Annotated in this window: 25 protein-coding genes, 1 tRNA gene and 1 pseudogene; 19 read left to right on the forward strand and 8 right to left on the reverse strand. The window is 62.2% G+C overall.

The window, feature by feature from the left end:
- Positions 1 to 14 precede the first annotated feature (14 nt).
- Positions 15 to 410 carry a winged helix-turn-helix transcriptional regulator gene (locus NKJ55_RS29290; RefSeq protein WP_352452919.1) on the reverse strand — a complete coding sequence of 132 codons (396 nt, stop codon included), beginning with the start codon at positions 408 to 410 and terminating at the stop codon, positions 15 to 17.
- A gap of 93 nt (positions 411 to 503) precedes the next feature.
- Here NKJ55_RS29290 and NKJ55_RS29295 point away from each other — a divergent pair, with 93 nt between their 5' ends.
- Positions 504 to 1,430 carry an NADP-dependent oxidoreductase gene (locus NKJ55_RS29295; protein WP_352452920.1) on the forward strand — a complete coding sequence of 309 codons (927 nt, stop codon included), beginning with the start codon at positions 504 to 506 and terminating at the stop codon, positions 1,428 to 1,430.
- A 57-nt stretch (positions 1,431 to 1,487) separates the two neighbouring features.
- On the opposite strand, the gene sciP is transcribed toward NKJ55_RS29295, so the two are convergent.
- Positions 1,488 to 1,763, reverse strand: coding sequence for a CtrA inhibitor SciP (gene sciP / locus NKJ55_RS29300; RefSeq protein WP_023679563.1), 276 nt, complete (start codon positions 1,761 to 1,763; stop codon positions 1,488 to 1,490).
- Positions 1,764 to 2,024: 261 nt separating this feature from the next.
- Here sciP and mnmA point away from each other — a divergent pair, with 261 nt between their 5' ends.
- Positions 2,025 to 3,215, forward strand: a complete 1,191-nt coding sequence (mnmA, locus tag NKJ55_RS29305) for a tRNA 2-thiouridine(34) synthase MnmA (RefSeq protein WP_352452921.1) — start codon at positions 2,025 to 2,027, stop codon at positions 3,213 to 3,215.
- A gap of 7 nt (positions 3,216 to 3,222) precedes the next feature.
- Here the strand turns inward: mnmA and NKJ55_RS29310 are convergent, their stop codons facing one another.
- Positions 3,223 to 4,197: a Gfo/Idh/MocA family protein gene (locus NKJ55_RS29310; protein WP_352452922.1), complete on the reverse strand. Its 975-nt coding sequence runs from the start codon at positions 4,195 to 4,197 to the stop codon at positions 3,223 to 3,225.
- A gap of 236 nt (positions 4,198 to 4,433) precedes the next feature.
- Between NKJ55_RS29310 and NKJ55_RS29315 the strand changes: the two genes are divergently transcribed.
- Positions 4,434 to 4,510, forward strand: a tRNA-Met gene (locus NKJ55_RS29315).
- Positions 4,511 to 4,525: 15 nt separating this feature from the next.
- Here the strand turns inward: NKJ55_RS29315 and NKJ55_RS29320 are convergent.
- Positions 4,526 to 4,966, reverse strand: a complete 441-nt coding sequence (locus NKJ55_RS29320; protein WP_352452923.1) for a hypothetical protein — start codon at positions 4,964 to 4,966, stop codon at positions 4,526 to 4,528.
- A 216-nt stretch (positions 4,967 to 5,182) separates the two neighbouring features.
- Between NKJ55_RS29320 and NKJ55_RS29325 the strand changes: the two genes are divergently transcribed.
- The 8 genes from NKJ55_RS29325 to NKJ55_RS29360 all read left to right on the forward strand — a co-directional run bounded on the left by NKJ55_RS29325 (position 5,183) and on the right by NKJ55_RS29360 (position 13,251).
- Positions 5,183 to 5,497 (forward strand): helix-turn-helix domain-containing protein, encoded by a 315-nt coding sequence (locus tag NKJ55_RS29325; protein ID WP_352452924.1) that lies wholly within the window; start codon positions 5,183 to 5,185, stop codon positions 5,495 to 5,497.
- Positions 5,494 to 7,515 carry a hydrogenase 4 subunit B gene (gene hyfB, locus NKJ55_RS29330; protein WP_502904526.1) on the forward strand — a complete coding sequence of 674 codons (2,022 nt, stop codon included), beginning with the start codon at positions 5,494 to 5,496 and terminating at the stop codon, positions 7,513 to 7,515. Before NKJ55_RS29325 ends, hyfB begins: the two co-directional genes overlap by 4 nt.
- Positions 7,506 to 8,462 carry a respiratory chain complex I subunit 1 family protein gene (locus NKJ55_RS29335; RefSeq protein ID WP_023675520.1) on the forward strand — a complete coding sequence of 319 codons (957 nt, stop codon included), beginning with the start codon at positions 7,506 to 7,508 and terminating at the stop codon, positions 8,460 to 8,462. Before hyfB ends, NKJ55_RS29335 begins: the two co-directional genes overlap by 10 nt.
- Complete coding sequence (locus tag NKJ55_RS29340) at positions 8,462 to 9,124, forward strand: hydrogenase-4 component E (RefSeq protein ID WP_023675519.1); 663 nt, start codon at positions 8,462 to 8,464, stop codon at positions 9,122 to 9,124. The genes NKJ55_RS29335 and NKJ55_RS29340 overlap by 1 nt, the downstream gene beginning before the upstream one ends.
- A complete protein-coding gene (locus NKJ55_RS29345; protein WP_352452925.1) occupies positions 9,121 to 10,572 on the forward strand; it encodes a hydrogenase 4 subunit F in 1,452 nt (483 codons plus the stop codon). The genes NKJ55_RS29340 and NKJ55_RS29345 overlap by 4 nt, the downstream gene beginning before the upstream one ends.
- 18 nt (positions 10,573 to 10,590) lie before the next feature.
- Positions 10,591 to 12,108: a hydrogenase large subunit gene (locus tag NKJ55_RS29350; protein ID WP_352452926.1), complete on the forward strand. Its 1,518-nt coding sequence runs from the start codon at positions 10,591 to 10,593 to the stop codon at positions 12,106 to 12,108.
- 12 nt (positions 12,109 to 12,120) lie between these two features.
- Positions 12,121 to 12,660, forward strand: a complete 540-nt coding sequence (locus NKJ55_RS29355) for an NADH-quinone oxidoreductase subunit B family protein (RefSeq protein WP_352452927.1) — start codon at positions 12,121 to 12,123, stop codon at positions 12,658 to 12,660.
- 333 nt (positions 12,661 to 12,993) lie between these two features.
- On the forward strand, positions 12,994 to 13,251 hold the full coding sequence (locus NKJ55_RS29360; protein ID WP_352452928.1) for a hypothetical protein: 258 nt from the start codon (positions 12,994 to 12,996) through the stop codon (positions 13,249 to 13,251).
- Between the two features lie 174 nt (positions 13,252 to 13,425).
- Here the strand turns inward: NKJ55_RS29360 and NKJ55_RS29365 are convergent.
- From NKJ55_RS29365 to NKJ55_RS29380, 4 genes and pseudogenes are all read right to left on the reverse strand, one after another.
- Positions 13,426 to 14,729: pseudogene (locus NKJ55_RS29365) on the reverse strand (NAD(P)/FAD-dependent oxidoreductase).
- Positions 14,729 to 16,114 (reverse strand): glutamine synthetase family protein, encoded by a 1,386-nt coding sequence (locus NKJ55_RS29370; RefSeq protein ID WP_352452929.1) that lies wholly within the window; start codon positions 16,112 to 16,114, stop codon positions 14,729 to 14,731. Before NKJ55_RS29370 ends, NKJ55_RS29365 begins: the two are co-directional and overlap by 1 nt.
- Positions 16,107 to 17,402 (reverse strand): glycosyltransferase, encoded by a 1,296-nt coding sequence (locus NKJ55_RS29375; protein ID WP_352452939.1) that lies wholly within the window; start codon positions 17,400 to 17,402, stop codon positions 16,107 to 16,109. The genes NKJ55_RS29370 and NKJ55_RS29375 overlap by 8 nt, the downstream gene beginning before the upstream one ends.
- 5 nt (positions 17,403 to 17,407) lie before the next feature.
- A complete protein-coding gene (locus tag NKJ55_RS29380; RefSeq protein ID WP_352452930.1) occupies positions 17,408 to 18,346 on the reverse strand; it encodes a GntR family transcriptional regulator in 939 nt (312 codons plus the stop codon).
- Positions 18,347 to 18,576: 230 nt separating this feature from the next.
- Here NKJ55_RS29380 and NKJ55_RS29385 point away from each other — a divergent pair, with 230 nt between their 5' ends.
- The 8 genes from NKJ55_RS29385 (at position 18,577) to NKJ55_RS29420 (ending at position 26,117) form a co-directional block, all read left to right on the forward strand.
- A complete protein-coding gene (locus NKJ55_RS29385) occupies positions 18,577 to 19,641 on the forward strand; it encodes a polyamine ABC transporter substrate-binding protein (protein WP_352452931.1) in 1,065 nt (354 codons plus the stop codon).
- Between the two features lie 106 nt (positions 19,642 to 19,747).
- Positions 19,748 to 20,590 carry an ABC transporter permease gene (locus tag NKJ55_RS29390; protein WP_352452940.1) on the forward strand — a complete coding sequence of 281 codons (843 nt, stop codon included), beginning with the start codon at positions 19,748 to 19,750 and terminating at the stop codon, positions 20,588 to 20,590.
- Complete coding sequence (locus NKJ55_RS29395; RefSeq protein ID WP_352452932.1) at positions 20,583 to 21,377, forward strand: ABC transporter permease; 795 nt, start codon at positions 20,583 to 20,585, stop codon at positions 21,375 to 21,377. The genes NKJ55_RS29390 and NKJ55_RS29395 overlap by 8 nt, the downstream gene beginning before the upstream one ends.
- A complete protein-coding gene (locus NKJ55_RS29400; RefSeq protein ID WP_352452933.1) occupies positions 21,374 to 22,447 on the forward strand; it encodes an ABC transporter ATP-binding protein in 1,074 nt (357 codons plus the stop codon). The genes NKJ55_RS29395 and NKJ55_RS29400 overlap by 4 nt, the downstream gene beginning before the upstream one ends.
- A gap of 17 nt (positions 22,448 to 22,464) precedes the next feature.
- Positions 22,465 to 23,739, forward strand: coding sequence for a glycosyltransferase (locus NKJ55_RS29405; protein ID WP_352452934.1), 1,275 nt, complete (start codon positions 22,465 to 22,467; stop codon positions 23,737 to 23,739).
- A complete protein-coding gene (locus tag NKJ55_RS29410) occupies positions 23,736 to 23,981 on the forward strand; it encodes a cupin domain-containing protein (protein ID WP_502904527.1) in 246 nt (81 codons plus the stop codon). The genes NKJ55_RS29405 and NKJ55_RS29410 overlap by 4 nt, the downstream gene beginning before the upstream one ends.
- A gap of 121 nt (positions 23,982 to 24,102) precedes the next feature.
- Entirely contained in the window at positions 24,103 to 24,447 is a 345-nt protein-coding gene (locus NKJ55_RS29415) for a cupin domain-containing protein (RefSeq protein WP_352452935.1), read from the forward strand.
- A gap of 161 nt (positions 24,448 to 24,608) precedes the next feature.
- Positions 24,609 to 26,117, forward strand: coding sequence for an aldehyde dehydrogenase family protein (locus NKJ55_RS29420; protein WP_352452936.1), 1,509 nt, complete (start codon positions 24,609 to 24,611; stop codon positions 26,115 to 26,117).
- Positions 26,118 to 26,223 lie beyond the last annotated feature (106 nt).

A 26,223-nucleotide genomic window follows, 5' to 3' on the forward strand; every position in this document is an offset into this window, starting at 1 on the left:
GAACTGTGCCCGCCTCAGGCATCCAGATCTTCTTGCTGTTCCGCCGCCCGTGCGCGCGCATTTTTGATGTCGGGCACATGCTGCTCCGACCAGGCTCTGATCTGATTGAGCAGTCCTGCCAGGTTCTGGCCAAGTTCGGTCAGCTCGTATTCGACACGCGGTGGAATGACCGGGAAGATTTCGCGCCGCACAAGCCCGTCGCGTTCCAGGATGCGCAGCGTCTGCGTCAGCATTTTCGGCGTGATGCCTTCGAGCTTGCGCGCCAATTCGCCGTTGCGGAGCCGGCCCCGGCGCAGCGCACAGATCACTAGGTAGACCCATTTGCTGGCGAGCGTCTCGAGCACGGCGTGTGACGGGCACGACCGCCGAAAGGCGTCATAGCCGAAAGGGGAAACATCTTCACTATCCATGAGGTGCGTATATATCAAAAAGGTACATACTAGACAAGAGAATGTAACTATCCAAATGATAGTGGCACATCAAAACCAGCAGGAGAGCCTTCCATGCGTGCCATTATCCAGAATTCCTTCGGCGGACCCGACGTCCTCGTCATTGCCGATCGCCCCGCGCCATCACCCGAGGCCGGCGAAGTGCTCGTCCGCATCGAGGCGGCCGGCATCAATCCGGTCGATGGTGCGGTGCGCGGCGGCCACTATCCGCTGCTTGGCGAGCCGCCTTTTGTCCTTGGCTGGGACGTTTCGGGAGTTGTCGAGGCGCTGGGCTCCGGCGTCTCCGGCCTCAAGGTCGGCGATGCCGTGTTCGGCATGACGCGCTTTCCCAAACAGGCGGCAGCCTACGCCGAACTCGCCGCTGTCCCGGCTGATGAGCTTGCGCCGAAACCTGAAGGCATAGATCACGCGCAAGCCGCCGCGCTGCCGCTGGCCGGCCTGACGGCCTGGCAAGGCCTTGTCCGCCATGGCCGGCTCGATTCTGGCAAGCGCGTGCTGATCCACGCCGGAGCCGGCGGCGTCGGCCATCTGGCGGTGCAGATCGCCAAGGCGCACGGCGCTTACGTCGTCGCGACCGCCAGCCCGGAAAAGCTCGATTTCGTCCGCTCGCTCGGCGCCGACGAGGTGATCGACTACACAAGGGATGATTTCACCGGGAAGGCCCGCGACATCGATCTGGTTCTGGACCCGTTCGGCGGCGTGCATGCGGAGCAATCACTGAAAGTGCTCACGGCCGGCGGCGTTCTGGTGTCGCTGCTCGATGTCAGCGATGCCACCAAGGCAAAGGCCAGGACGCGAGGCATCCGCGTCGAGCGCATGTCCGTAGTGCCCGACCGTTCCGCTCTGGTGGAGCTCGGCAAATTGATCGACGCGAAAAAGCTGGCCGTCCACGTGGCAAAGGCGTTTCCGCTCGAACAGGCCGGTGCCGCCCATGCCTTTCTCGCCACCAGGCCGATCGGCAAGGTGGTGCTGACGGTCTGAAATTGCAGATCGTCGCCCCTCGCAAACGTAAGGGCGCTGATCAGCGCCCTTATCGGCCTAATGCCGGTATTGCTGGATGCGCGTGGTGCGCAGGCCGGCAAGGCCGTATTCGTCGATCGACGCTTGCCAGGACAGGAATTCCTCGGTGGTGAGCTTGTAGCGCTGGCATGCCTCTTCGAGGCTCAAAAGCCCGCCACGCACCGCCGCCACCACTTCCGCCTTGCGCCGGATAACCCAGCGACGTGTGTTTGTCGGCGGCAGATCGGCGATGGTAAGTGGGCTGCCGTCTGGCCCGATAACATATTTGACTCGCGGTCTAATTAGATCGGTCATCGTACTCTCTACAAAAAACTCAAAGACCCAATCCCCACCACATTACCGCCACAGCTTTAAAATTTGCCTAAGCAGACCCTAATGGTTAGGTAAGGATCATGAACGCGGCGTTAGCCTTTTCATCGGCATTTGAAACATCTGCCGGCAAGCGCATTGAACCCGGCAGGAAAAATGAGCCGGCCCGGCAAAGCTGGCGCAGCCGAGACGCTTGACCTATATTCCGGCCATTGGCATTGAAGCGCCGCGCAGAACGAAAGAACCATGAACAGCCTCGATCTTCCCGGACGCCCCGAAACCACCCGCGTCATCGTCGCCATGTCGGGCGGTGTCGATTCGTCGGTCGTTGCCGGCCTCCTGAAGCGCGAGGGCTACGACGTCGTCGGCGTCACGCTGCAGCTTTATGACCACGGCGCGGCAACGCACCGGGCCGGCTCATGCTGCGCCGGCCAGGACATCGATGATGCCCGCCGCGTCTCCGAGACGCTCGGCATCCCGCATTACGTCCTCGATTACGAGGAGCGCTTCCGCAAGGCGGTGATCGACCCGTTCGCCGAGAGCTATGTCGCCGGCGAAACGCCGATCCCTTGCGTTTCCTGCAATCAGACGGTGAAATTCGCCGACCTTCTTGCGACCGCCAAGGAACTCGGCGCCGACGCGCTGGCGACCGGCCACTACATCCGTTCCGGCGCCAATGGCGCCCACCGCTCGCTTTACCGGCCGGTCGACGCCGACCGCGACCAGAGCTACTTCCTGTTCGCCACCACCCAGGCGCAGATCGACTATCTGCGTTTTCCGCTCGGCGGCCTGTCGAAGCCTGAGGTTCGCGCCATCGCCGAGGAGATGGGACTGACGGTCGCGGCCAAGCAGGACAGCCAGGACATCTGCTTCGTGCCGCAGGGCAAGTATTCCGACATCATCGCCAAGCTGAAGCCGGCTGCCGCCAATCCGGGCGACATCGTCCATATAGACGGGCGCGTGCTTGGCCGCCACGAGGGCATTTTGCGCTACACCGTCGGTCAGCGCCGCGGCATCGGCATCGCCTCGGGCGAGCCGCTCTACGTCGTTCATCTCGACGCCGACCGGGCCCGCGTCGTCGTCGGCCCGCGCGAGGCGCTGGAGACCCACAAGATCTTCTTGCGCAACATGAACTGGCTGGGCGATGGCCCGCTGACCGCTATCCCGGCGGCCGGGCTTGAGCTTTTCGCCAAGGTGCGCTCGACGCGGCCGCCGCGCCCGGCCGTGCTGCATCACCGCGCCGGTGTCACTTCGGTGGAACTGGTCGACGGCGAATCCGGCATCGCGCCCGGTCAGGCTTGCGTGCTCTATTCCGACGATGGCAACGAGGCGCGCGTGTTCGGCGGCGGCTTCATCGAGCGCTCCGAGCGCGGCGCCGAGGCCGAGGCGATGCTGACGCGGCTTGCCGTCCAGCCGGCGCGGGTTCCCGCCGAATAGACGGCTCTTAGGGCCTTGTATGGGCGGGCCTTGTATGGGCGACGGTGCCGGCGGTCAGGATGCGCAGCACGCGGATGGCCTCCTCGCCGCTGGTGCGCGGTTCGGCCCGCGTCTCGATGCAGTGGATGAAATGCTCCAGCTCGCGCGTCAGCGGCATGCCCTCACCGACCGCGACATAGGACGGCTCGTTGGCGGTGAACGCCCATTGGCCGCTGTCCTGCCACACCGCGTGGCGATAGACGGCAAGCTTGCGCTCCCACGGCTCGACATCGTCGAACACCGCCATCGCCTTGGTGCCGACAACGGTCAGCCGCCGCTCGCGGTAAGGGTTGAGCCGCGAGGCGAACAGATGGCCGCGCAGGCCGTTGGGAAAGCGCATGTGCAGATGCGCAAAGTCGCTGAGATTGTCGAGAAGAGCAGCGCCTTCGCCGCGCACTTCGACCGGTTCGGTGCCGGTGATGGCCAGGATCATCGACAGATCGTGCGGCGCCAGATCCCATAGCGCGTCGTTTTCGGTGTGGAACTTGCCGAGGCCGAGCCGATGCGAATGGATGTAGCGGACTTCGCCGAGTTCGCCATTGTCGATCAGCGCCTTCAGCGTCTCGAAGGCGGGATGAAAGCGCAGCACGTGGCCGACCATGAAGACACGGCCATTATCGGCGGCCGCCTGCACCGAGCGTTCGGCATCGGCCACCGTCAGCGCGATCGGCTTCTCCACCAGCACGTCCTTGCCGCCGAGCACGGCGCGCACCGCCATGTCGGCATGGAACTGCGGCGGCAGCGCCATGACAATGGCGTCGACATCGTCGCGGGCAAACAGCGCCTCCGGCTCTATCGCCAGGCAATCCTGCTCGCTGGCAAAACCCTCCGCGCGCGCGGGGTTGACGTCCGAAACCGCATGCAGCGCGCCGAGCGCCTTTAGGGTGCGGATGTGGTTGCTGCCCCAGTATCCGCAACCGAGGACTGCAATGCGCGGTTTCATCAATTCATGACCATGGCTTTCGTGGCCGAGACATAGCGACGTGCCTCGCTGAACTCAACCCCGGCCTGTGCGCCCAAATGTCTGCCCGGCAAAGCTTTAGGCGCCAGCAATATGCCGGCGCGGCAGCCACTTCGATGCTTGACAGGCTTGGCCTCGCAACCTTATATCCGCGCGACCTTGGCGAACGCGCCGATATGCCTGCCGATTTAAGCTGGATTTCGGGCCTTCGCCGCCCTGGCGGGGTAGCTCAGTTGGTTAGAGCACGGGAATCATAATCCTGGGGTCGGGGGTTCAAGTCCCTCTCCCGCTACCAAATCCTAAAGATAAATCAGATACATAGAGATGTACCGGTGCCAGTCGTCTCATTGTAGCGGGTCGCGCGATTTTGCAATTTTGACACCCGGTTTTGCAGCAGGGCGCTTCTCTCAAGACAGGGCGATCCGATAGCTGCGAGGGCCATGACGTTTCGGTGCTCTAGATTGCACTCCCGTACAAGCCTCGAGACAACATCCCATCGAAGCGGTGGCTCTCCTAAGCTTTCTTCAGAAATTCCGTCCGCAGAAACAGATTGCCTTTGTGCATTCAGCCCGTTGAGGAGATCGGCGAGTTCCTCGGGATCGTGCTGGTTCATTCCAACGATGGTTCGGCTGCCCATCTCGGCGGGCCGCCCGGCACGAGCATCATTGACGGTCCAGGTGCCGGTCGGATCCTGAAAAGGTCTGTAGCCCGCGGCGGCTCCAATCGAATGGCCGGCCGAGATAAGGCCCATTGCCCCATCACGCGCAATCCGAGATGGCTGGCGACAAGACTGGCCGTGACGGGAATGGCCGCATGGCTTTGGTTCGAGGCGCAGGGCGTATCGCCCGGTTTTCTACAGCCTCAAGACAGATGCGTCACGCATCATTAATTGAATGCGCCCCATTTTAATATATGCTGCAAGACGTAGAGATAACATCTCAAAGCTGAGCAAAAAGGGGATGCGACCGTGATAACTGCTCCACAGTTGCGTGCCGCCAGGGCGCTCCTTGGCATCGACCAGCGCAGGCTTGCCGAATTGTCCGGTCTTTCCGTGCCGACAATTCAACGCATGGAAGCCAGCGAGTCGATTATTCGGGGTAACGTCGATTCTCTCATGAAGCTGATCGGGGCACTTGACCTCGCCGGCGTGGAATTGATCGCTGAAGGCGCCTCCAGCCAAATCGGCGGGCGCGGCGTGCGACTGAAAGCGGATTTTGACCCCGCTAAAATCCTTGGCGGGGTCGATACGGATGCCAAACTCCCCGCGAGGAGCGTGGCGTGATTTCGGCGGCCGCGGTCCTCCTGTGGGGCGTTGCTGCGCTTCTGGGGACTGCGGTGCTTGCGATTGCGGAAAGCCGCAGATCGGACTCGGGAACACGCCTGATCTACGGCTTGACGCTAGGTATATCGGCGGCCGTGCTCATGGTTCTCGCGAGCCGCATCGCCGACAATCCCGTCACCCCGTCGACTGTGGTGTTGCCTCTTGGATTGCCATGGATTGGCGCTCATTTCCGTTTGGATGCGCTCTCGACTTTCTTCCTCATCGTCGTCAACTTCGGCGGCTCCATGGCCAGTCTTTATGGCCTCGGCTATGGCAGGCATGAGTCTGCGCCGCATCGGGTGCTGCCGTTCTTCCCGGCTTTCCTAGCCGGAATGAACCTTGTCGTGGTGGCCGACGACGCCTTCACTTTCCTGCTTTCTTGGGAATTCATGTCGCTCGCCTCCTGGGCGCTTGTCATGGCGCACCATCGCGAGCAGGACAATGCGCGGGCGGGCTACATCTATCTCGTGATGGCGAGCTTCGGCACACTCGCGCTGCTGCTTGCGTTCGGCCTGCTCGCCGGATCCGATGGAACCTACACATTCGACGCGATGCGAGCCGCCGACCCCACCCCGTTCGCCGCTGCTTTCGTCCTGGTTCTCATGCTGCTGGGCGCCGGCTCCAAGGCTGGACTTGTCCCGCTGCACGTTTGGCTGCCACTCGCGCATCCGGCCGCGCCAAGCCACGTCTCGGCTCTCATGAGCGGCGTGATGACCAAGGTCGCAGTCTATGGCTTCATACGCGTTATTTTCGATCTGCTCGGTGAGCCGGCATGGTGGTCGGGCGTTGCCGTGCTTTTCCTTGGCGGCCTGACGGCGGTTCTCGGCATCCTCTACGCGCTGATGGAAAAGGACCTGAAGCGACTGCTTGCCTATAGCACCATTGAAAACATCGGCGTCGTCTTCGTAAGCCTTGGTCTCGCGCTCGCTTTCAAGGCGAACGCCATGCCATCGGCTGCAGCGCTGGCCCTCACCGCCGCGCTGTTCCACGTCCTCAACCACTCCTTTTTCAAGAGCCTGCTGTTTTTCGGCGCGGGCGCCGTGCTGACGGCAACCGGAGAGCGGGATATGGAGAAGCTGGGCGGTCTCATCCACCGCATGCCCTTTACAAGTTTTGCCTTTCTCGTCGGTTGCGTCGCGATCTCGGCACTTCCACCCTTCAACGGCTTCGTCTCCGAATGGCTGGCCTTTCAGGCCATATTGCAGAGCCCCGATTTGCCACAATGGGGACTGAAGGTCATGGTGCCCGCCGTTGGCGGTCTGCTGGCGCTGTCAGCGGCACTGGCCGCGGCCTGCTTTGTAAAGGCGTTCGGGATTACATTCCTCGGCCGGCCACGCTCGGCCGCGGTGGAACTGGCGCATGAGGTCGACCGCTACTCGCTGGCGGCAATGTTCATTCTCGCTGCCCTTTGTCTCCTGGCCGGCATTCTGCCCGGTCTTGTGATAGACGGCCTCTCATCGGTGACACTGCCACTGATCGGCAGTCGGATGCCTGTGCAGATGGCCCAGCCCTGGCTGTCTATCGTGCCGATTGCAGCGAGCCGCAGTTCCTACAACGGCCTGTTGGTGTTCCTGTTCATCGCCTTTTCCGCATCCGCTGCGGCATATGTGATCCATCGCTTTGCATCACATGCACTCCGTCGGGGTCCCGCCTGGGGTTGTGGCTTCCCGGATGTGGTCCCGAGCTCGCAGTACACGGCCGTCAGCTTCGCGCAGCCTATCCGCCGCGTCTTCGGCACGTTCGTATTCCGTGCAAGGGAAACCGTCGAAATGCCGGCACCTGGCGAGACCGGTCCGGCTCGTCTGAATGTCGAAATGCATGATGTGATCTGGGAGACGCTGTACCTGCCTATCGGCCGGACCCTCGACTTTGCGACCGACCACCTCAACCATCTGCAGTTCCTGACGATCAGGCGCTACCTGACCCTCGTCTTTCTCTTTCTCATTGTCCTGCTCCTGGTGCTCGCACTATGGCCGTGATTCTCGAGTTGGCCGTTCAAGGCGCGCAGATGGCGCTGGTGCTTTTGCTGGCGCCGCTCCTGACCGGATTCGTGCGCAAGGTGAAGGCACGGCTCTTGCGCCGCCAGGGTCCTTCCCTGATCCAACCTTACCGCGATCTCTTGCGGCTGATGCGCAAGGAAGTCGTTCTGGCGGACAACGCATCCTGGCTGTTTCGCGTGACGCCCTATCTGATCTTTGCCACCACCTGGGTCGGCGCGGCGCTCATCCCGACATTCGCCGCCGGCCTCACATTCAGTTGGACCGCCGATCTCATAGCCATTGTCGCACTGCTGGGAAGCGCCCGGTTCTTCCTGGCGCTGGCAGGCATGGACGTCGGCACGAGCTTCGGCGGCATCGGCTCGAGCCGCGAGGTGATGATCGCTTCGCTGGCCGAACCCGCCATGCTGCTCATCGTGTTCAGCCTGGCGCTCGTCGCGGGTGCTACGCAACTCTCAACGGTCGCCGCCTTCATGGGGTCACCGGAGGTTGGCTTGCGGGTGTCGCTCGGGATGTCGCTCATCGCCCTCGTGATGGTGGCGATCGCCGAAAACGCCCGCATACCCGTGGACAACCCATCGACCCATCTGGAACTCACCATGGTTCATGAGGCGATGGTGCTGGAATATTCCGGTCGCCATCTGGCGATGATCGAGTTTGCCGCCTTCCTCAAGCTTCTGCTCTATGTGTCGCTGATTTCCTGCGTCTTCCTACCTTGGGGACTGGCGAGCGCCGGGGCAGGACTGGAATCCCTTGCTCCGGGTGTCGTCGCCTATGTCGGCAAGCTTGCCGTCTGTGGCGTTCTCCTCGCCGTGTTTGAGACTGCCATCGCCAAGATGCGCGTCTTCCGCGTCCCGGATTTCCTCGGGGCAGCGCTGATGCTGGCCCTGCTCGGCACGCTCCTGCTGTTCGTCTCACGGAGCCTCTGATGAACGGCCTCACCTTCGACATCGCTCACCTGCTCGCCGGCGGCCTGGTGCTGGTCAGTTTCATGATGCTGTATCAGGATCGCCTCTTTGCTCTGATCAACGTTTTTGCGCTTCATGCAATCGTGCTGGCCCTGTCCGTAGCTTGGCAGGCATACATTCAGGACGCGCATCATCTCTACGTCACGGCGGCGATCGCCCTCGTCTTCAAGGCGATCGTCATTCCTGTCGGGCTTCATCGCATCATTCAGCGGCTCGGCATCCATCGTGACGTCGAGACCGCCGTCGGCATCGGTACGACGATGCTTGCGGGGATAGGCCTGGTGACCTTGTCCATGGTCCTGATGCTGCGCGTCACTCCCGAGGCTGATCCCCTCGCCCGCGAGGACCTGGCTTTCGCGCTGTCCATCATTTTGCTGGGGCTGCTGGTGATGGTCACCCGCCGCAACGCCGTCAGCCAAGTTGTCGGATTCATGTCGCTCGAGAACGGTCTGGTCCTCGCCGCCACGGGGGCCAAGGGCATGCCTCTGGTCGTCGAGATCAGTGTCGCCTTCTCGATCCTTATCGCCTTCATCGTCATCGGAGTCTTCCTGTTCCGCATTCGCGAGAGGTTCGACTCGGTGGATGTCGGCGCGCTCGACGACTACAGGGGAGAACACCGTTGACCGCGTTTTCCCTCGATGCGGTGGCCGCCATTTTGCTGATACCGGTCTTCGCGGCCGCACTTCTGGCGGCGCTGCCGAAATACCGGATATCGGCGGGCGTCAATGTCGCTGCGAGCTTGCTGACCTTGCTCGCCGCACTGTCGCTTCTTGTCACCGACCGCCCGCAGCCTGGGCAGTATCTGCTCGTCGACGATCTCAATATCGTCTTCATCGTGCTCAACACATTCGTCGGCTTCACCACCAGCGTCTTCAGCGCTTCCTACATTGCCCACGAACTGGAGAGCGGGCGGCTAACAGTCCCGAACTTGCGGTTTTATCACGCAATGTACCAGGTCATGATGTTCGGCATGAACCTGGCGTTCGTGTCGAACAATATTGGCTTGATGTGGGTGGCGGTGGAGCTTGCCACGCTGACCACCGTGCTCATGGTCGGCATCTACCGCACGCACGAAGCGCTGGAGGCCGCCTGGAAATATTTCATTCTGGGCAGCGTCGGCATCGCGCTCGCACTGTTCGGCACCATCCTCGTCTACATGGCTGCACAGCCGGTTGTTGGCGAGGGGACGAATGCGATGGTCTGGACGGTGCTCATCGCTAACGCCGCGCGCTTCGATCCGGCTCTGCTCAATGTCGCCTTCATCTTTCTGCTGCTCGGCTACGGGACGAAGGTCGGCCTTGCGCCCTTGCATGCCTGGCTGCCAGACGCGCATGCTGAGGGTCCAACGCCGATTTCCGCAGTGCTGTCGGGCTTGCTGTTAAACGTCGCACTCTATGCCGTGCTGCGCTTCAAGCTATTGCTCGCGGCAAGTCCGGAAGCGATCGCACCTGGGCCATTGATGATCACGATGGGACTGACGTCGCTTGTCTTCGCGGCCTTCATGCTCTACCGCCGCCGCGACATCAAACGCCTGTTCGCGTACTCCTCGATCGAGCACATGGGCATCATCGTGTTCGCCTTCGGCATAGGAGGCCCGCTCGCCAATTTTGCCGGGCTGCTGCACATGGTCATGCACAGCCTGACCAAGTCGGCGATCTTTTTCACGGTTGGCCACATTGCCCAGGTCAAGGGGACACAGAACATCGCCGAAATCCGGGGACTGACGGAAACACATCCTGCCCTTGGCTGGGCGCTCGTCATCGGCGTAGTTGCCATTGCCGGCCTCCCTCCGCTCGGTATCTTCATGAGCGAATTCCTGGTCGTGAGTTCGACATTTGCAAGACACCCTCTTTTGGCGATGCCGTTGGTTTTCGGGATTCTGCTCGCTTTCGGCGCCCTGCTGCTTCGACTGACCGGCGTCGCTTTCGGCGAACCGCGCGGCAGCACTGCACCCGCCGAGGCGTCCTACATTCCGATGTATTCCCACTTGGCGTTGGTGTTTGCCGCCGGCATCTATCTGCCGCCACCGCTGGTCACATGGTTCCAGCACGTCGCAAGTATCCTGGGGTGAGCAGAGGAGAGAAAGAGCATGCCCGCGCTGATCGACCTCATCCTTGCTGGCCAACGTGTCGAAAATCATTTCCCGTGGTCGCGCGCCGTGGTGACTCCGAAAAAATGGGGCTTTGCCGTCGAGCAACTGGCCGAGGGCCACTGGAGCTTGCTCGGCCTATGGGGTGAGCCAGGCGCCGTCCACATGGCACTTCTCGATGAAAGCGCCGGGGACATCGGCGTCGTCAGCCTGGAATGCCCCAGTGGCCGCTACCCATCGGTCGGCCGGCTGCATCCGCCCGCATTGCGGCTCGAACGTGCGGCTGCTGACCTGTTCGGGCTCCTGCCACAAGGCGCGCCTGATACGAGACGGTGGCTTGATCATGGCCATTGGGGTGTCAGCTATCCGTTGAGTACCCGCGTCCGGACGTCTGCTGCGACAGCCTTCCCGTACAGTTTCCTGCCTGCCGAGGGGGAGAGCCTGCATCAGATCCCGGTCGGGCCCGTGCATGCCGGCATCATCGAGCCGGGCCATTTCCGGTTCACGGCGAGCGGTGAAACGGTCGTCCGGCTGGAGCAGCGCCTCGGATACGCGCACAAGGGTATAGAAGGCCTGATGGCGGGGTCCGACATCGACCGTGCAGCCAAATTGGCGGGCAGAACCTCTGGCGACAGTACCGTGGCATACTCCCTCGCTTTTGCCCGCGCGGTCGAGGCGGCGCTGGGTGTCCAGGTTCCCCCACGCGCGGTCTGGCTGCGAGCGCTCATGGCCGAGTTGGAGCGCCTGGCCAATCATCTGGGCGACATCGGCGCTATCTGCAATGATGCCGCCTTCGCGCTCATGCATGCCCACTGTGGGGTGCTGCGCGAGCGCGTATTGCGGGCAAGCGATGCTGCCTTCGGTCATCGTTTGATGCGCGACTGCATCGTGCCCGGAGGCGTGGCAAGCTTCCTGAGCGATGAGGGCACGACAGCGCTCAGGTCCCTGATCGCAGAGATCAGGCAACGGTTTCCCGCGCTGGTCGAGCTCTACGACAACACGGCGTCGCTGCAGGATCGGACTGTCGCAACTGGCCGGCTGAAGGTGGAACTCGCTCGTCAATATCGCGCCGGAGGCTACGTTGGCCGGGCCTCCGGTCGGGACTTCGATGCCCGACGCAATCTCGCTTATCCACCCTATGGCGAACTCGCCTTCGATGTACCTCTCCTCCAGGAAGGCGATGTGAACGCCCGTGTATGGATTCGTATCCACGAGGTCGAACAGAGCCTGTCCCTGATCGAACAAGTCCTGCGACAACTGCCAGACGGACCGATCCGCGTCGATTTCGCGCAGACAAACCGATCGCATGAAGGCATGGCGCTCGTCGAAGGTTTCCGCGGCGACATTCTGGCCTGGCTGCGCATTGGCAAGGGCGGCTTGGTCGAGCGCTGTCACCTCCGTGATCCGTCATGGTTTCAATGGCCGCTCCTTGAAGCGGCGATCGAAGGAAACATCGTTGCCGACTTTCCGCTGTGCAACAAATCGTTCAACTGCTCTTATTCGGGCCATGATCTCTGAAGGCACGCTGTCATGCGCAAGCTTCTTTTTGAAAGCCTGATACGCCCCCCTCTCACCGAGCGTCCGCCGTTGGCAAGCAGCACGGCAGTCGACGAACTCGCACGCGCGCTCGATGGGGCTGCTCACAAACGATTGGGGCGAAGCCTGTCGATCCGGGCGGTCGATGCTGGTTCCTGCAACGGCTGCGAACTTGAGATGCACGCGCTGAACAACGCCTTCTATGACATCGAGCGTTTTGGGATCCGGTTCGTCGCATCACCGCGCCATGCCGATGTACTGCTCGTCACCGGGCCGGTCACAAAAAACATGCGCGAGGCATTGAAGCGGACCTACGACGCAACACCCAACCCAAAATGGGTGGTCGCACTGGGAGATTGCGCAGGCAATGGCGGCTGTTTCGCCGGCAGCTATGCGGTGGTGCGCGGAGTGTCCGAGGCCTTGCCTGTCGATCTGCACATTCCAGGTTGTCCGCCACCGCCAATCGAAATTCTGAAAGGCCTGCTCGCCTTGCTTGAGGGGGTGAATTCCAAGACTGGTGCTGCCCGACGGTGACCATGTAGAGGCTTTGCCAAGGTTGGCCTTGTCGCTGCATAGATCCAACCAATGCGTAGCCGTGAGTTTAAGGGCATCAGCCAACCTCTGTCCCAAATTGGAAGGCGCTCGGCGGCGAGAACGGTTAAAACGCCTGCTTTTTCGCCGGCAGCCCAGCGCTTTCGATCGAAGGGGAACCCGTTCCCTAGTCCGAAATGGTTACTTGCGCTGCAGCTAATGTAGTTACAATCTTGTGCAGTCGGAAGCTGCATGGGCCGGCCAGGCGCGAATACCGTCTTCGCCGGCGTCTCAAGGCAGTCGACCACATTTTTGCGGTGCTCTAAGGGGGAAACAATGAGATTGACGATTGTTTGCGCGGCAATTGTGATGGCCGTATCCACCGCCGCCGTTGCGCACGAGAAAAAGAGGGTGGTCAGTACAGCAGTAACGTCGGCCGGCGCCGACCTGTCGGGCAGCACGATCAAGAAAAACAGGAAAACAAAATTGGACTGCAGTTCAACCGGAACTGTCTCCAGCGCGATTTCGAAAGACAAATCGGAGCCGCGCCTGGGATATGAAACGGTTAATCCTGCAATCATATCGATCTATTAGCTGAGGAAATACCAGGCAGGTCTATCGGCGCTCAGGCTTCGGGAGCAGGGCCTGGACCGACTCGCGGCCATTGCCTGCGGACCATATTCAAGCATCGATCAAGTCGGACGCCGCCGCGAAATCAGCCGTTAATCGCTTGGTGGCGGCGCTCGGCCTCATTGCGCATGCCTGCGCTCAATGTTTGATGCGGTCACGCATTGCGTACCAAAGCATGCCGAGCACATAGAGCGGGCCGCGCAGCGCCGTACCGCCGGGGAACGGCAGCGGGCTTAGGGTCGAAAACAGATCGAGCCGCGAAGCATCCGCGGTGATCGCCTCAGCGAGCAGCTTGCCCGACAACGTCGACAGGATCACCCCCTTGCCCGAATAGCCATGCGCAAAATAGACGTCGCCATAGCGACCGACATGCGGCAGGCGCGATGTCGTCACCGAGACCAGCCCGCCCCAGGCGTGATCGATGCGTCGGCCGCGCAATTGCGGAAAGGTGTTTTCCATGTGCGGCCGCACGAAGCCGGCAATGTCGGCGGGCGGCGACGGCGTATAGCGCTCGCCGCCGCCGAACAGCAGGCGTCCATCCGCCGACAGCCGGTAGTAATTGACGACGAAGCGCGTGTCGGAGACGGCCACATTGCTTGGGACGACGTCGGTCGTGTCGCCCAGCGGCTCGGTGGCGATGATGTAGTTGCCGACCGGCATGATGCGGCTGTTGACGCGCGGCTCAAGCCCGTGGAGCAGCGCATCACCGGCCAGTACGACATGCCTGGCCGGACCGAGCCTTTGGCCGTCGAAACCCGGAGGGAAGGTTCCCGCTCCAGCCGCAGCGCCACCGAATTCTCGTGGATGGTGACGCCCGCCGCAGCCGCGGCGCGAGCAAGACCGAGCGTGTAGTTCAGCGGATGCATATGGCCACCGAGCTTCTCGTACATCGCGCCGTGATAAGGTGTGTTCACCATTCCGCGCGCCTGCGCTGCCGACAGCATCTCGACATCATGAAAGTTCATCACCGTAGAAAGGCACTCGGCCTCTTCTTCGAGGTCGCGCAGGTCGGAACCGTTGACCGCACCGGCCAGATGGCCGGTGAGCCTGAGGTCGCAATCGATGGCATGGCGCCCGATCAGACCGAGCACGAGGGCCCGCGCCTCGAAGGCGAGATTGAACAGCGCCCTCCCCCGTTTCGGCCCATATAGCTTGACCAGCCCCTTGGCGCCCTTGCGCAGGCCGGGGATCATCTGGCCGCCATTGCGCCCCGACGCCCCCCAGCCGATCTTGCCGCCTTCGAGCAGCACCACCTTCAGGCCGCGTTCGGCTGCATGAAAGGCTGCGGAGAGGCCGGTACAACCGCCGCCTACCACCACCAGATCGGCGTCGACGTCGCCCTGCAGCGCCGGATGGTCCGGAGCCGGATTGGCCGTCGCGACATAGTAGGATTTGCCGATATCCAGGCCGGAGTTGAAGCCCCCAGAATTGAAGCCCATCATCACACCTTGAGCAGCAGATGGTCGCGTTCCCAAGAGGTGACGACGCTCTGGAACAGGTCGAGCTCAACGCTCTTGACGCGCAAATAGGTCTGGAAGAAATCCTCGCCGAGCACCGCCCGAACCGGATCGCACGCAGCGAAGCGGTCGAGCGCCTCTTCCATGGTTTTGGGCAGCGTGCTCCTGCTGCGATAGGCATTGCCCGACGCTTCCGTCGAACGAGCGATCTTCTCCTCGACGCCGAGATAACCGCAAAGCAGCGAGCCGGCTATCGCCAGATAGGGATTGGCATCGGCGCCGGGCAGCCGATTTTCCACGCGCCGTGCGGTGCGCCCGCCGGCCGGCACACGCAGGCCGCAGGAGCGGTTGTCGTGCGACCACTCGATGTTGGCGGGTGCACTGTGGTTCGGCCGGATGCGGCGGAACGAATTCACGTTCGGCGCAAACAGCGGCATCACCTCGGGAATGTATTTCTGCAGGCCGCCGATGAAATGCCCGAACATCTCGGTGTCGGCGCCGTCACGCCCGGCAAACAGCGTGTTGCCCGCCTTGTCAACGACAGACATGTGGAGATGCATTGAGCTGCCGGCTTGTGCGGCTATCGGTTTGGCCATGAAGGTCGCCTGCATGCCACCTTCCTGCGCGGCCTGGCGCGTCATTCGCTTGAACAGCAACACCTTGTCTGCCAGCGGCAGCGCGTCGCCATGCAGGAAATTGATCTCCAGTTGGGCCGTGCCCGATTCATGGATGAGCGTGTCGAGCGGCAGTCCGGCTACCGCAGCATAGTCATAGAGGCGCCGGATCACCGGCTCGAATTGCTCCAGTGCCGCCATGTCATAGGGATGCTGCACGCTTTCGGAGCGGCCATTGCGCCCGACCGGCGCCGTCACCGGCCTGTCGGGATCGGGATTGGGCGCGGTGAGATAAAATTCAAGCTCCGGCGCCACCACCGCCCGCCAGCCGCGCTGGCGATATAGATCGAGCACGGCCCGCAACACGTGCCGCGGCGAAGCCATCCACGGCCGGTCGTCCATGTGGAACGCATCGGCGAAGACATAGGCCTTGCCTGGCCCGCCACCGGGCGCCAGACAGAGTGTTGCGACATCCGGCACCATCCGCATGTCGGGGTCCTGGTAGGCGAACCCCTCGTCGACGGAACCGGAATAGCGGCCGTCGATGCTGACCAGGAACGCGCTGCTCGGCAGATAGAGTGCTCGGTCCTCGATCGCCTTGAGGAACTTGGCCGCTGGCAGGACCTTGCCGCGCAGCACGCCGTTCATGTCGGGCACCAGGCACTCGACCTCGCTGACAGCGTGAGCGGCCAACCAGTCTTTCGGGTCGTTGGTGCCGTTCATGGTCGAGGCATCCGTTGTTGTGGTGTCAAGCATCAGGTCGGGTCCTTGCGAGAGCGAGAATGGCTTCGGCAGCCACGTCCGTTCCGGGTGTCAGCGCCATATGCACTGCATTCTCCCGGAGGCGTGCGCGCATTGCAGCATCGGCCATCAGGCCGAGAATGCTTCGCTCCAATTCGTCTTCCGTCCAGCCATCGCGGCTGATGTGGCGCCCGACGCCGGTTTCCTCGGCACGTTGCGCATTGTCATGCCCGTCCCAGCAATAGGGCATGACCAGCGACGGCACGCCGAAACGCAATGCTTCGCAAAAGCTGTTGTTGCCGCCGTGATGAATGAAGAGGTCGCATTTCGCCACGACCGAAGGCTGTGGAAACCAGGCATCGAGATAGACATTGTCCGGAACGGCGCGATAGCTGTCGCGCAGACCTCCGGCATTGACAATGAAGCGGGCCGGCAGCCTGTCGAAAACGGCGAGCATGCGCTGGATCAGGCCGACATCCATGGCGCCAAGACTACCGAAACTGACATAAACCAGCGGTCCGCCATTGCGCGGAAAGACCGGCACGTCGAACGGCCCTTCCGAGCGAACGCAGCCTTCGAGATAGACGAAGCTGGCAGGGTCGAGCGGCTCGGCGCGCTGCCTTCGCACAATCGTTGGGGTCAGCAGCAGATTGAGGGCGGGCGAAGGTTCTAGAAAAAGACCCGTTGGCAAGGGCGCAAGACCGGCGTCGGTCCGAAGCCGATTGAAGCGGTCATGGGCCGGAGCGACCGCTGCCAGGTAGCGCGCCTCGAACACCGCGCGGCTCGGGTCGTCGGCGGCGAGACCGGACAGATAGGGTGGCACATTGGCATCGGGAAGCTCGGTTTCGGCGCAGGAGACGACGCGCACCCACGGGCAACCGGCTGTCGCCAATGCCGGGAACATGACGACGTTGTCGAGCACCACGGCGTCCGGCTTCAGCCGCGCCAGCAATTGGCGCAGCGGCGCCTCGGCGTTGACCGCAGTGTCTACGATTGCTTGCCAGGTCGGGGCAACGTAGGTTTCGAGCTGATCGATGGGGCTCAGCCTGAAATGCGGCAGATGACGGCGCACGAAGGCCTGCCAGTAGCTCTGGCGTTCGCTGTCGGTCAACGGATCGTCAGTCGGCAACTGGTATTCCTGAAACCCATAGTCGGCGAACACGCCAGAAAAGCCGGCATGGCAGATGAACACCGGACGGGCGCCACGAGCGCGCAGGGCCTGCGCTATGCCAACGCAATTCAGCGCAGCACCGAAGCTCGCTTCCGGAAACAGTGCGATGGTCGGGCTGCCTTTGCGCATGATCCTCGTTATTCCGGCCGGCTGATCATGCCGAACAGCGCGGGCGCCCCGCGACTGGCCGCCTGCGGTCGCTGGCTGCGGGAAAGCCGCAGATGGACCCGAAGCAGATCGGCTGCAACCTCGTACTGCTGGCTCTCCAGATGGTCGAGTATGGTCAGATGCTCGCGCAATGATTGCTTCAGCCGGAAGACATTGACGCCGGCATACGTTCCCGGCAGCCGGCGCAGCCTGAGATGATCGGCCAACGCCTCGGCGACGAAGCGGTTGGCGGAGCCACCGGCGATCATCCCGTGAAAATCGATGTCCAGCCGTTGGAACTCTCTGGAATCGAATGCCGCGTCGGGCAGAGCCAGCAGCATTTCCATGCCCTGTCGCAAGGCTGCCGCGCGCGTCCCATCCAGCCGGAACCCAGGCGCCAGGAGGGCGGCGGGTTCCAGCAACCGCCGGAATTCATAGCTCTCCCCTTGTGCGCCAGGATCGTCCGGCACTCTCCTGAAAAGCCAGGACTGCCCCGGCGCGCGGTCCAGAAGATTTTCCTCAGCCAGTTTCTTCAGCGATTTTAGTACCGTCCTGCGCTCGGCATTATACCGTCGCATCAGCGCGCCGACGGTGACCGTCTGGTCCAGCCGGCGCGCCGAGCGGTCTCGCAGGATCACGTCGGCAAGTTCATCCTCCTCGGCGCTCGGCAGGTCGGCGGCGACGGTCGCCTGGCTCGTGAGGTCTACGGCCAAGCGATAGCCGGACTCAGCCTCCCATTGAACCACGCCTTTTTCAGTGAGCAGACGCAGCGCGGCCCGCACCGGAGTTCGGGATACGTTGCAGAGCGAAGCGATCTGCTGCTCCGGGAGATGAGCGCCGGGTTCAAAGCCGCGTTTCCGGGCCACATCGAGAATGCGCTGTGCAAGGTCGAGATGGTTGGTGCGGGGACGTCGGGCTGCAACTTGCATGGCAATTCTCATGAACGACGGGCGGCGCAGGTTTGGCCGATTGCCCTTGCGGATGCGATCGGCCGGGATTCACCTAGTTTGACAAATTATGGATTGACGTACTTTTTTCTGCAATAGTACTGTGAGGTCAATCGGCAATAAAAAGACCGGGGAACAGGATCAAAGCGGCTACGGCTGCAAGCGCTGGTCCGACGACTAAGTTCGACGATCAACCAGAATGGGAGTCTGTCATGACCACCACCACCCTGCGGCACCGTCCGTTAAGGAAATCCTTGATCGCACTTGGCCTTTGCCTGGCGCTGTCAGCGCCGGCGGCTGCCTCCGACCTCGTTATCTCCAACTGGGACGGCTACATGGCGCCGGATGCCATGAAAGCTTTCAAGGCGGCGACCGGTGTCTCCGGTGAAGTCGTGGTTCACGCCACTAACGAGGAGATCATGGGCAAGCTCGTCGCGTCCGGCGGCAAGGGCTATGACGTGGTCTTCGTCTCCTCGCCCTTCGCCGAACTGCTGAACAAGCTCGGCCTGATCGAGGCGATCGACCATGCCAAGATCCCTAACCTCGCCAATCTCTACTCCGAGGCGGCGAAGCTGCCGCACGACGCCGGCAACAATTTTTCCGTGCCCTACACTTGGGGCACCACCGGCCTTTGCTACCGTTCGGATCTGGTGAAGGCGGAGCCGGTGAGCTGGAACGACCTTCTCGCCCCGTCCGATGCGCTCAAGGGCAAGACGACGATGCTGGCGACCGACCGCTGGCTGCTTGCCGCCGGCCAACTCGCCAAGGGCTATTCGGTGAACGAGACCGCTCCGGCAAAGCTCGGCGAAGTCAAGGACCTGCTAATCTCGGCCAAGAAGACCTTGCTGGCCTATGACGACACGACCTTTTATTCAAAGCTGGTCTCAGGCGAGGCGCTGATGGTTCAGGCCTGGGATGGCTGGTGCAATTACGGGATCGCCGAGAATCCACAAATTAAATACACCATACCGAAAGAAGGCTCGGATCTCTGGGTCGATACGATGGTCGTGATGAAGGCATCGGCCAACAAGGACGCCGCCTTCCAGTTCATCAACTTCATGCTGGACGCCAAGAACCACGCCTGGGCGGCCCAGAACATCGACTACAAGGTACCGAACAAGCCGGCTATGGAAAGCCTGCCGGCGGATTTTCTCGCCAAATTTCCCAATATGAGCATGCCGGTGGCAGAGTTGGTCAAGTTCGAGCAGTTGCGCGATGTCGGCGATGCCCAACGCGACTACTCGAAGATCGTCAGCGAAATCAAGGCCGCGCAATAACCGACATCAAAATCAGAGATCCCGGTCGACGGCGGGGTTTTCGCCGCCGACCGTTGAATGCGGTACCGCAATCTTGTCCCAAACAAGACTTCGCTCATTCTTGCTGATGACGCCGGCGCTGGCCTCGCTCACCGCCTTGATGGTCGTGCCATGCGCGCTGGTGCTGGCGCTCGCCTTCTTCCGGCGCGGCATCTATGGCGGCATCGATTACACTTTCACGCTGGAGAATTTCGGGCTGGTGTTCGACCCGCTCTATGCCGGCATCTTCCTCAATTCGGCGCGCATTGCCGGCACGGCAACCCTGGTCGCGGTGGTGATCGGTTATGCCGCCGCCTATGCGATCGCGGCAGCACCCCGGCAACTGCAGCCGGCGTTTCTGTTCTTTGCCGTCTTGCCCTTCTGGTCCAACTACCTGATCCGTACCTATGCCTGGATCGTGCTGCTCAACCGCGAAGGGCTGATCACAAAACTGCTGCGCTGGTTCGGCTACACCGGCGAGCCGCCGTCGATGCTTTATACCGAAGGCGCCGTCATTGCCGGTCTGGTCTACAACTATCTGCCCTTCGTCATCCTGGCCTGCTACGCGCCGCTGTCGCGGCTCAATCCGGAGCTCGCAGAGGCCTCGCGTGATCTCGGCGCGTCGGCCGCGACCACATTTCGCCGGGTCATCCTGCCACTGACCGTGCCGGGTATCGCCGCCGGTGCTGTTTTCGTCTTCGTGCTGTCGATCGGCAATTTCGTGACCCCTGCTCTGCTCGGCGGTGGGCGCTTCCAGATGATCGGCAATGTCGTCTACGAGCAGTTCCTGACCGCCAATGACTGGCCCTTCGGTGCGGCACTGGCAATGGTGCTGATCGCCATCATGCTGCTGGTGCTGACGGCGCAGGCCCTGGCTGCTGATCGCGCCTCGGGCCGTACCGCCGAAGCGAGAGGAGGCGCCGATGGCTGAGCGCTCCCTCGCCACGAGGCGCGCGCTCTGGCTCGTGCTTTCACTGGTCCTGGCCTTCCTCTACATCCCGATCGCCGTGCTGGTGGCGCTGTCGTTCAACCAAGGCGGGCTGCCGACCGTCTGGTCGGGCTTTTCGCTGAAATGGTATGTCTCGCTAATCGGAAACGCCGCAATCCTTTCTGCCGCGCTCAACACACTGATCGTGGCACTTGTCTCGACCGCCATCGCCACGCTGCTCGGCACCCTGCTGGCGATCGGCGTCGAAATACGCCGGCAATACGGCAAAGGTCTCGAGGCGCTGATCTTTGCGCCGATGATCATTCCCGACATCGTGCTGGCGATCGCGCTGCTCAGCTTCTTCTCGATGCTTGATCTCACCTTGGGCCTGCACACCATCATCCTCGCCCATGTCGTCTTCAATCTCGCCTTCGTCTGCTCCGTGGTGCGCGCTCGGCTGAAAAGCTTCGACTGGTCGATCGTCGAGGCCTCTGCCGATCTCGGTGCTTCCGCGCTCACGACATTTCGGCGGGTGACGTTGCCGGTGATCCTGCCTGCCGTCGTCGCCGGCGCGCTGCTCGCCTTCACCCTTTCGGTCGACGAATTCATCATCGCCTTCTTCACCGCCGGCGCCGGCCGCGCCTCGACCACGCTGCCGATGCAGATCTATTCGATGATTCGTTTCGGCATCACGCCGGAGATCAATGCCTTGGCGACTATCGTCATGGCGGTCTCAATCACCGCGCTGACCCTGTCGCAGCGGTTCAACCGTGGGGTGATCGGCCAATGAACGAGCCCCGCACGCTGCTGGCGATCGACAACGTGTCGAAGAAGTTCGGCCGAGTGACGGCGGTCGACGGCATTTCGCTGGATATCCGCGAGAACGAGTTCTTCGCTTTGCTTGGACCTTCGGGCTGCGGCAAGACAACGCTGCTGCGCATGCTGGCCGGCTTTGAGACGCCCAATGACGGGCGCATCCTGCTCGACGGCCGCGACATCGCCAGGACCCCGCCCAATAAGCGGCCGGTCAATCTGATGTTCCAGTCCTATGCGCTGTTTCCGCATATGAGCGTCAGGGCGAATGTTTCCTACGGCCTCGAAATGGAACGCTTGCCTGCAAAGGAAATCCGCTCCCGTGTCGACGCCATTTTGGCGACGACCGAACTCGTTGCCTTCGCCGACCGCAAGCCGGAGCAATTGTCTGGCGGGCAGAAGCAGCGCGTCGCGCTTGCCCGAGCGCTGGTCAAGCGACCACGGCTGCTTCTGCTCGACGAACCGCTTGGTGCACTCGACAAGAAATTGCGCGGGGCCATGCAACTGGAGCTGAAGCGGCTGCAGCACGAGGTCGGCATCACCTTCGTCATCGTCACCCATGATCAGGAGGAATCGCTCGTCATGGCCGACCGTATGGCAGTGCTCAGGGACGGCAAGCTGCTGCAATGCGATACACCCCATGCGGTCTACGAGCACCCGGGGGACCGTTTCGTCGCCGACTTCATCGGCGTCATGAATTTCGTACCGGGCAAAGCCGCCGGCGACGGCGTGCTGGCAAGCAACGGCGTGCGGATCGCCGGCGATGTTCCCGCAACAATTTCGCCCGGCGCTGCGGCGGTAGCTTCAGTGCGGCCCGAACGCATCCGGCTGTTCCCGTCGGCAGAAACGGCCAACCGTATCTTCGGCGCGGTCGAGGCGCTGGCCTATCAGGGACTCGATCTGCAGCTGCACGTCCGCACCGCCCTGTCGCCAAAGCCGTTCCTGGTGCGCGTCACCGCCGACGCCGCCGACCGCCGCCCGGTCTCGTCGGGCGATACAGTCGAGCTCGGCTGGGATGCGGCTGACGTCAGAATTTTCGCAGATTGATCGAAGGAGAACCTCTCATGACGCAGAAGACGATCGCGTTCTTTCCGGAGGCCGCCTATGGCCCCGCGCTCAATTCCGTCGGCATAGCCCAGGCGATCGAGGCGCGCGGCCACAGAGCGGTGTTCCTGTCGGACCCCGGTTTCGTCGACGTCTACAAGGGCTACGGCTTCGAGGCTCATCCGGTGAACCTGTCCGAGCCGATGCCGCCGGAACAGATGGCCAAGTTCTGGGAAGACTTCATCAACGGCCACATCCCGAACTTCCGCAAATCGCCCTACGACCAGGTCGACAATTACGTGAAGGATTGCTGGACGGCGATCGTCGACAGCGCCAAATGGGCTGAGAAGGATCTGCCTGGCGTGCTTGCGACGATCAAGCCTGATGTCATCTGCGTCGACAACGTCATCCTGTTCCCGGCAATCAAGCAGTATGGCAAGCCCTGGGTGCGCGTCATCTCCTGCTCGGAAAACGAGATCGAGGACGAGGACATCCCGCCACATCTGTCCGGCTGCGGCGAGAACGACCACGCCTGCCATCGGCGTTACCGCGACCATTTCAACGCCGTCATCAAGCCGATCCATGACAACTTCAATGCGTTTTTGAAAGCGAACAACGAAGCGCCGTATCCGATCGGCCAGTTTTTCGAGGCCTCGCCGTACCTCAATCTGCTGCTTTATCCCGAGGCGGCGAAGTTCATGCGCCGCTATCCGCTCGACCCGGCAAAATTCCAATATCTGGAAGGCTGCGTGCGGCAGGAGAAGCCCTACACCGTGCCGGTTTTTGCGAAGAATAATGACGGGCCGCTGCTCTATGTTTCCTTCGGCAGCCTTGGCGCCGGCGATGTCGATCTGCTGAAGCGCATCGTCGCAACGTTGGGCAAGACGCGCTACCGGGCGCTGGTCAATGTCGGCGGCTACAAGGAGCAGTACGCGCAAGTGCCCGAAAACGTCATCGTCGAGAGCTGGTTCCCGCAGCCCTCGGTCATCCCGCAGGTCGATGCGGTGATCCATCATGGCGGCAACAACTCGTTCACGGAGTGCCTGTATTTCGGCAAGCCGGCGATCATCATGCCCTACGTCTGGGACGGCCACGACAATGCGACGCGGGTCGAGGAGACCGGCCACGGCTCCGGCATGCCGCGCTACGACTGGAGCGACGCCGAGCTCATCGCCAGGATCGAAACCTGCCTGACCGACCCGGCAATCAAGGCCAAGCTGGCCAAGACGTCGGCCCAGATGCAGTCGCAGAACGGCCCGGAGAAAGCGGCTGCTTTGCTGGAGAAATTGCTGTGATCTCAGCCCCACACCTCCAGCAAGCCTCGACCCGCACCGACCTCGTCGACTGGGGCACCCAGCCCGACGCGCTGGAAGGCGCTTCGCACTCCACCGGCAGGCTGGTGCACAAGGGGCCGAACAACCAGCCGGAATCCGGCATCTGGGTCTGCACACCCGGTCGCTGGCGGCTGGCGATTCCGCGCGACGAATTGTGCCATTTCGTTGCCGGCCGACCTACAGATCGGACGACGGCGAGGTGATCGAGGTATCCGCCGCCACGGTTGTCATGTTCCCGGCCGGTTGGACCGGCGAATGCACCGTCCACGAGACCATCCGCAACGTTTACATGCTGGCCTAAAGCCGGCCACTGGAGCTCCCGACATGCCGACACCGATCATGAAATCGCCGCTCGCCCTCACCGACCTGGTCGACTGGGGCGTCATCCCCACCCTGATCGAGGGCGAATCCCGCACTTCCGGCAAGCTGCTGCACAAGGGGCCGGAGGGCCGCTCCGAATGCGGACTGTGGGTCTGCACGCCGGGCAAATGGCGCTGCCACGTCACCCGCGACGAGTTCTGCCATTTCCTCGAGGGACGCTGCACCTATGTCCACGAATCCGGCGAGGTGATCGAGATCGAACCGGACACCGCAGCGTTCTTTCCGCAGGACTGGAAGGGCGTCTGCACCGTCCACGAGACCATCAAGAAAGTTTACATGATCCGCTGAACCTTCTCGATAATTCTACCCTACCGGACACCTGACGCCGTTTTCTCCGCTTCCGATGCTCACGGACTTTAATGTCCGCTCCGCTTCGGTTCTCGAAAACCACGCCGCCTGTCTCGGCAGGGTGAATTCTCAAAAAGGTTCCGTGCACACGGGAGGACAGAATGGACTTTTCACCTGACCGGCCGACCTTCTTCGTCAATCCGGATTATCGGCCAATGACCGGTGCGGCAAAACCGGTGATCGATCCGGCGACGCTCGAAACCGTCGGCGCGATTACCGCAGCCAGCGACGGCGAGATCGACGCCGTGCTCACCGCAGCGACCAAGGCGCAAACGGCCTGGAAAAAGCTCGACGCCAAGAGCCGTGCCCGGCATCTGCACGCCGTCGCGAACGCCATCGAAGCGGCCGACTTCACGCGCTGCGCCGAGCTGATGGTGCACGAGATGGGCAAACCCTATCCGGAGGCGATCGGCGAGATCGCCAATTGCGCGCCGATCTTCCGCTATTACGCCGAAATGGCGCGTGACGACGCCGGCAAGATCGCCGGCACGACGCAGGCCGGTTCGTTCCAGTATGCCCGCTACGAGCCCTACGGCACGTCGGTGCACATCATGCCTTACAATTTTCCGATCCTGTTGATGTGCTGGACCGTCGCCGCCTCGCTTGCCGCCGGCAATGCCTGCGTGATCAAGCCCGCCGAAGCGACAACATTGTCGACGCTGGATTATATAACCGTGTTTCGCTCCCTGCCGGAGGGCCTGGTTTCCTGCATGCCAGGCGGAGCAGCAACGGCGCAGGCGCTGATCGCCTCGGACCGCACGCATGCGGTTGCTTTCACCGGTTCGGTCGCCGCCGGCAAGGCTGTCGCCGTCGCATGTGCAGAGCGCATGAAGCCTTGCGTCATCGAGGCCGGCGGCAGCGATCCCCTGATCATCAGCCAACACGCCCCACTGGACGTGGCGGCTGCCGGCAGCGTCACGGCTGCCTTCCATCTCACTGGCCAGGTCTGCACTTCGGCCGAACGGTTCTTCGTGGTTGATGCCGTTCACGACCGCTTCGTCGATCTGTTTGCCGAGAAAACGCGCGCGCTGCGTATCGGCAACGGCCTCGACAAAACCGAGATCGGACCGCTGGTCAGCGAGGCCGCGCGTGCGAAGGTCATCCGGCTGGTCGACGATGCGATCCGCAGCGGTGCCAAAGCGATCACCGGCGGACGCATTCCGCCGGCACATAATGTAGGCTGGTTCTACGAGCCGACCATCCTGACCGGCATCACCGCCGATATGGCAATCGTGCGCGAAGAGTGTTTCGGGCCGGTCGCCGCAATCTGCCGGGTCAAGGATTTCAACGAGGCGATAGAGCTTGCCAACGACAGCCCCTTCGGTCTCGGCGCCTCGGTCTTCACCACCGATCTTGCCGAAGCGCATGAGGCCGCGGAGCGGCTCGAGGCCGGCATGGTCTGGGTCAACAATCCGCTGATAGACAATGACGCGTTGCCGTTCGGGGGCTGGAAGGCTTCGGGCCTCGGCCGCGAGCTCGGCCGCCAGGGTCTGGATGCATTCCGCCGCTCGAAGATGGTCATCATCGACCACAGACCGGAGATTCAGGGCTGGTGGTATCCCTATCCTGACAGCTGGTTCCGCGAGGCAGGCGGGCGCAAGCATGTTTGACACGACTATCTTCGGGCGTGCTGCTAGAGCCTTTCACGTTTTGATGGAAGCGTAGCCGGCGTTTGCGAAGTAGTTGTTGCATTCGGTTGCCTCGATCGTTTCAACG

The sequence above is a fragment of the Mesorhizobium sp. M0106 genome, from assembly GCF_040322715.1.
Lineage (GTDB): Bacteria > Pseudomonadota > Alphaproteobacteria > Rhizobiales > Rhizobiaceae > Mesorhizobium.

Coding starts and splice junctions, on each gene's coding strand:
- NKJ55_RS29290 (WP_352452919.1), bottom strand. CDS start 410: ATGGATAGTGAAGATGTTTCCCCTTTCGGCTATGACGCCTTTCGGCGG.
- NKJ55_RS29295 (WP_352452920.1), top strand. CDS start 504: ATGCGTGCCATTATCCAGAATTCCTTCGGCGGACCCGACGTCCTCGTC.
- sciP (WP_023679563.1), bottom strand. CDS start 1,763: ATGACCGATCTAATTAGACCGCGAGTCAAATATGTTATCGGGCCAGAC.
- mnmA (WP_352452921.1), top strand. CDS start 2,025: ATGAACAGCCTCGATCTTCCCGGACGCCCCGAAACCACCCGCGTCATC.
- NKJ55_RS29310 (WP_352452922.1), bottom strand. CDS start 4,197: ATGAAACCGCGCATTGCAGTCCTCGGTTGCGGATACTGGGGCAGCAAC.
- NKJ55_RS29320 (WP_352452923.1), bottom strand. CDS start 4,966: ATGGGCCTTATCTCGGCCGGCCATTCGATTGGAGCCGCCGCGGGCTAC.
- NKJ55_RS29335 (WP_023675520.1), top strand. CDS start 7,506: ATGGCCGTGATTCTCGAGTTGGCCGTTCAAGGCGCGCAGATGGCGCTG.
- NKJ55_RS29340 (WP_023675519.1), top strand. CDS start 8,462: ATGAACGGCCTCACCTTCGACATCGCTCACCTGCTCGCCGGCGGCCTG.
- NKJ55_RS29350 (WP_352452926.1), top strand. CDS start 10,591: ATGCCCGCGCTGATCGACCTCATCCTTGCTGGCCAACGTGTCGAAAAT.
- NKJ55_RS29355 (WP_352452927.1), top strand. CDS start 12,121: ATGCGCAAGCTTCTTTTTGAAAGCCTGATACGCCCCCCTCTCACCGAG.
- NKJ55_RS29360 (WP_352452928.1), top strand. CDS start 12,994: ATGAGATTGACGATTGTTTGCGCGGCAATTGTGATGGCCGTATCCACC.
- NKJ55_RS29370 (WP_352452929.1), bottom strand. CDS start 16,114: ATGCTTGACACCACAACAACGGATGCCTCGACCATGAACGGCACCAAC.
- NKJ55_RS29380 (WP_352452930.1), bottom strand. CDS start 18,346: ATGCAAGTTGCAGCCCGACGTCCCCGCACCAACCATCTCGACCTTGCA.
- NKJ55_RS29385 (WP_352452931.1), top strand. CDS start 18,577: ATGACCACCACCACCCTGCGGCACCGTCCGTTAAGGAAATCCTTGATC.
- NKJ55_RS29390 (WP_352452940.1), top strand. CDS start 19,748: ATGACGCCGGCGCTGGCCTCGCTCACCGCCTTGATGGTCGTGCCATGC.
- NKJ55_RS29395 (WP_352452932.1), top strand. CDS start 20,583: ATGGCTGAGCGCTCCCTCGCCACGAGGCGCGCGCTCTGGCTCGTGCTT.
- NKJ55_RS29400 (WP_352452933.1), top strand. CDS start 21,374: ATGAACGAGCCCCGCACGCTGCTGGCGATCGACAACGTGTCGAAGAAG.
- NKJ55_RS29405 (WP_352452934.1), top strand. CDS start 22,465: ATGACGCAGAAGACGATCGCGTTCTTTCCGGAGGCCGCCTATGGCCCC.
- NKJ55_RS29415 (WP_352452935.1), top strand. CDS start 24,103: ATGCCGACACCGATCATGAAATCGCCGCTCGCCCTCACCGACCTGGTC.
- NKJ55_RS29420 (WP_352452936.1), top strand. CDS start 24,609: ATGGACTTTTCACCTGACCGGCCGACCTTCTTCGTCAATCCGGATTAT.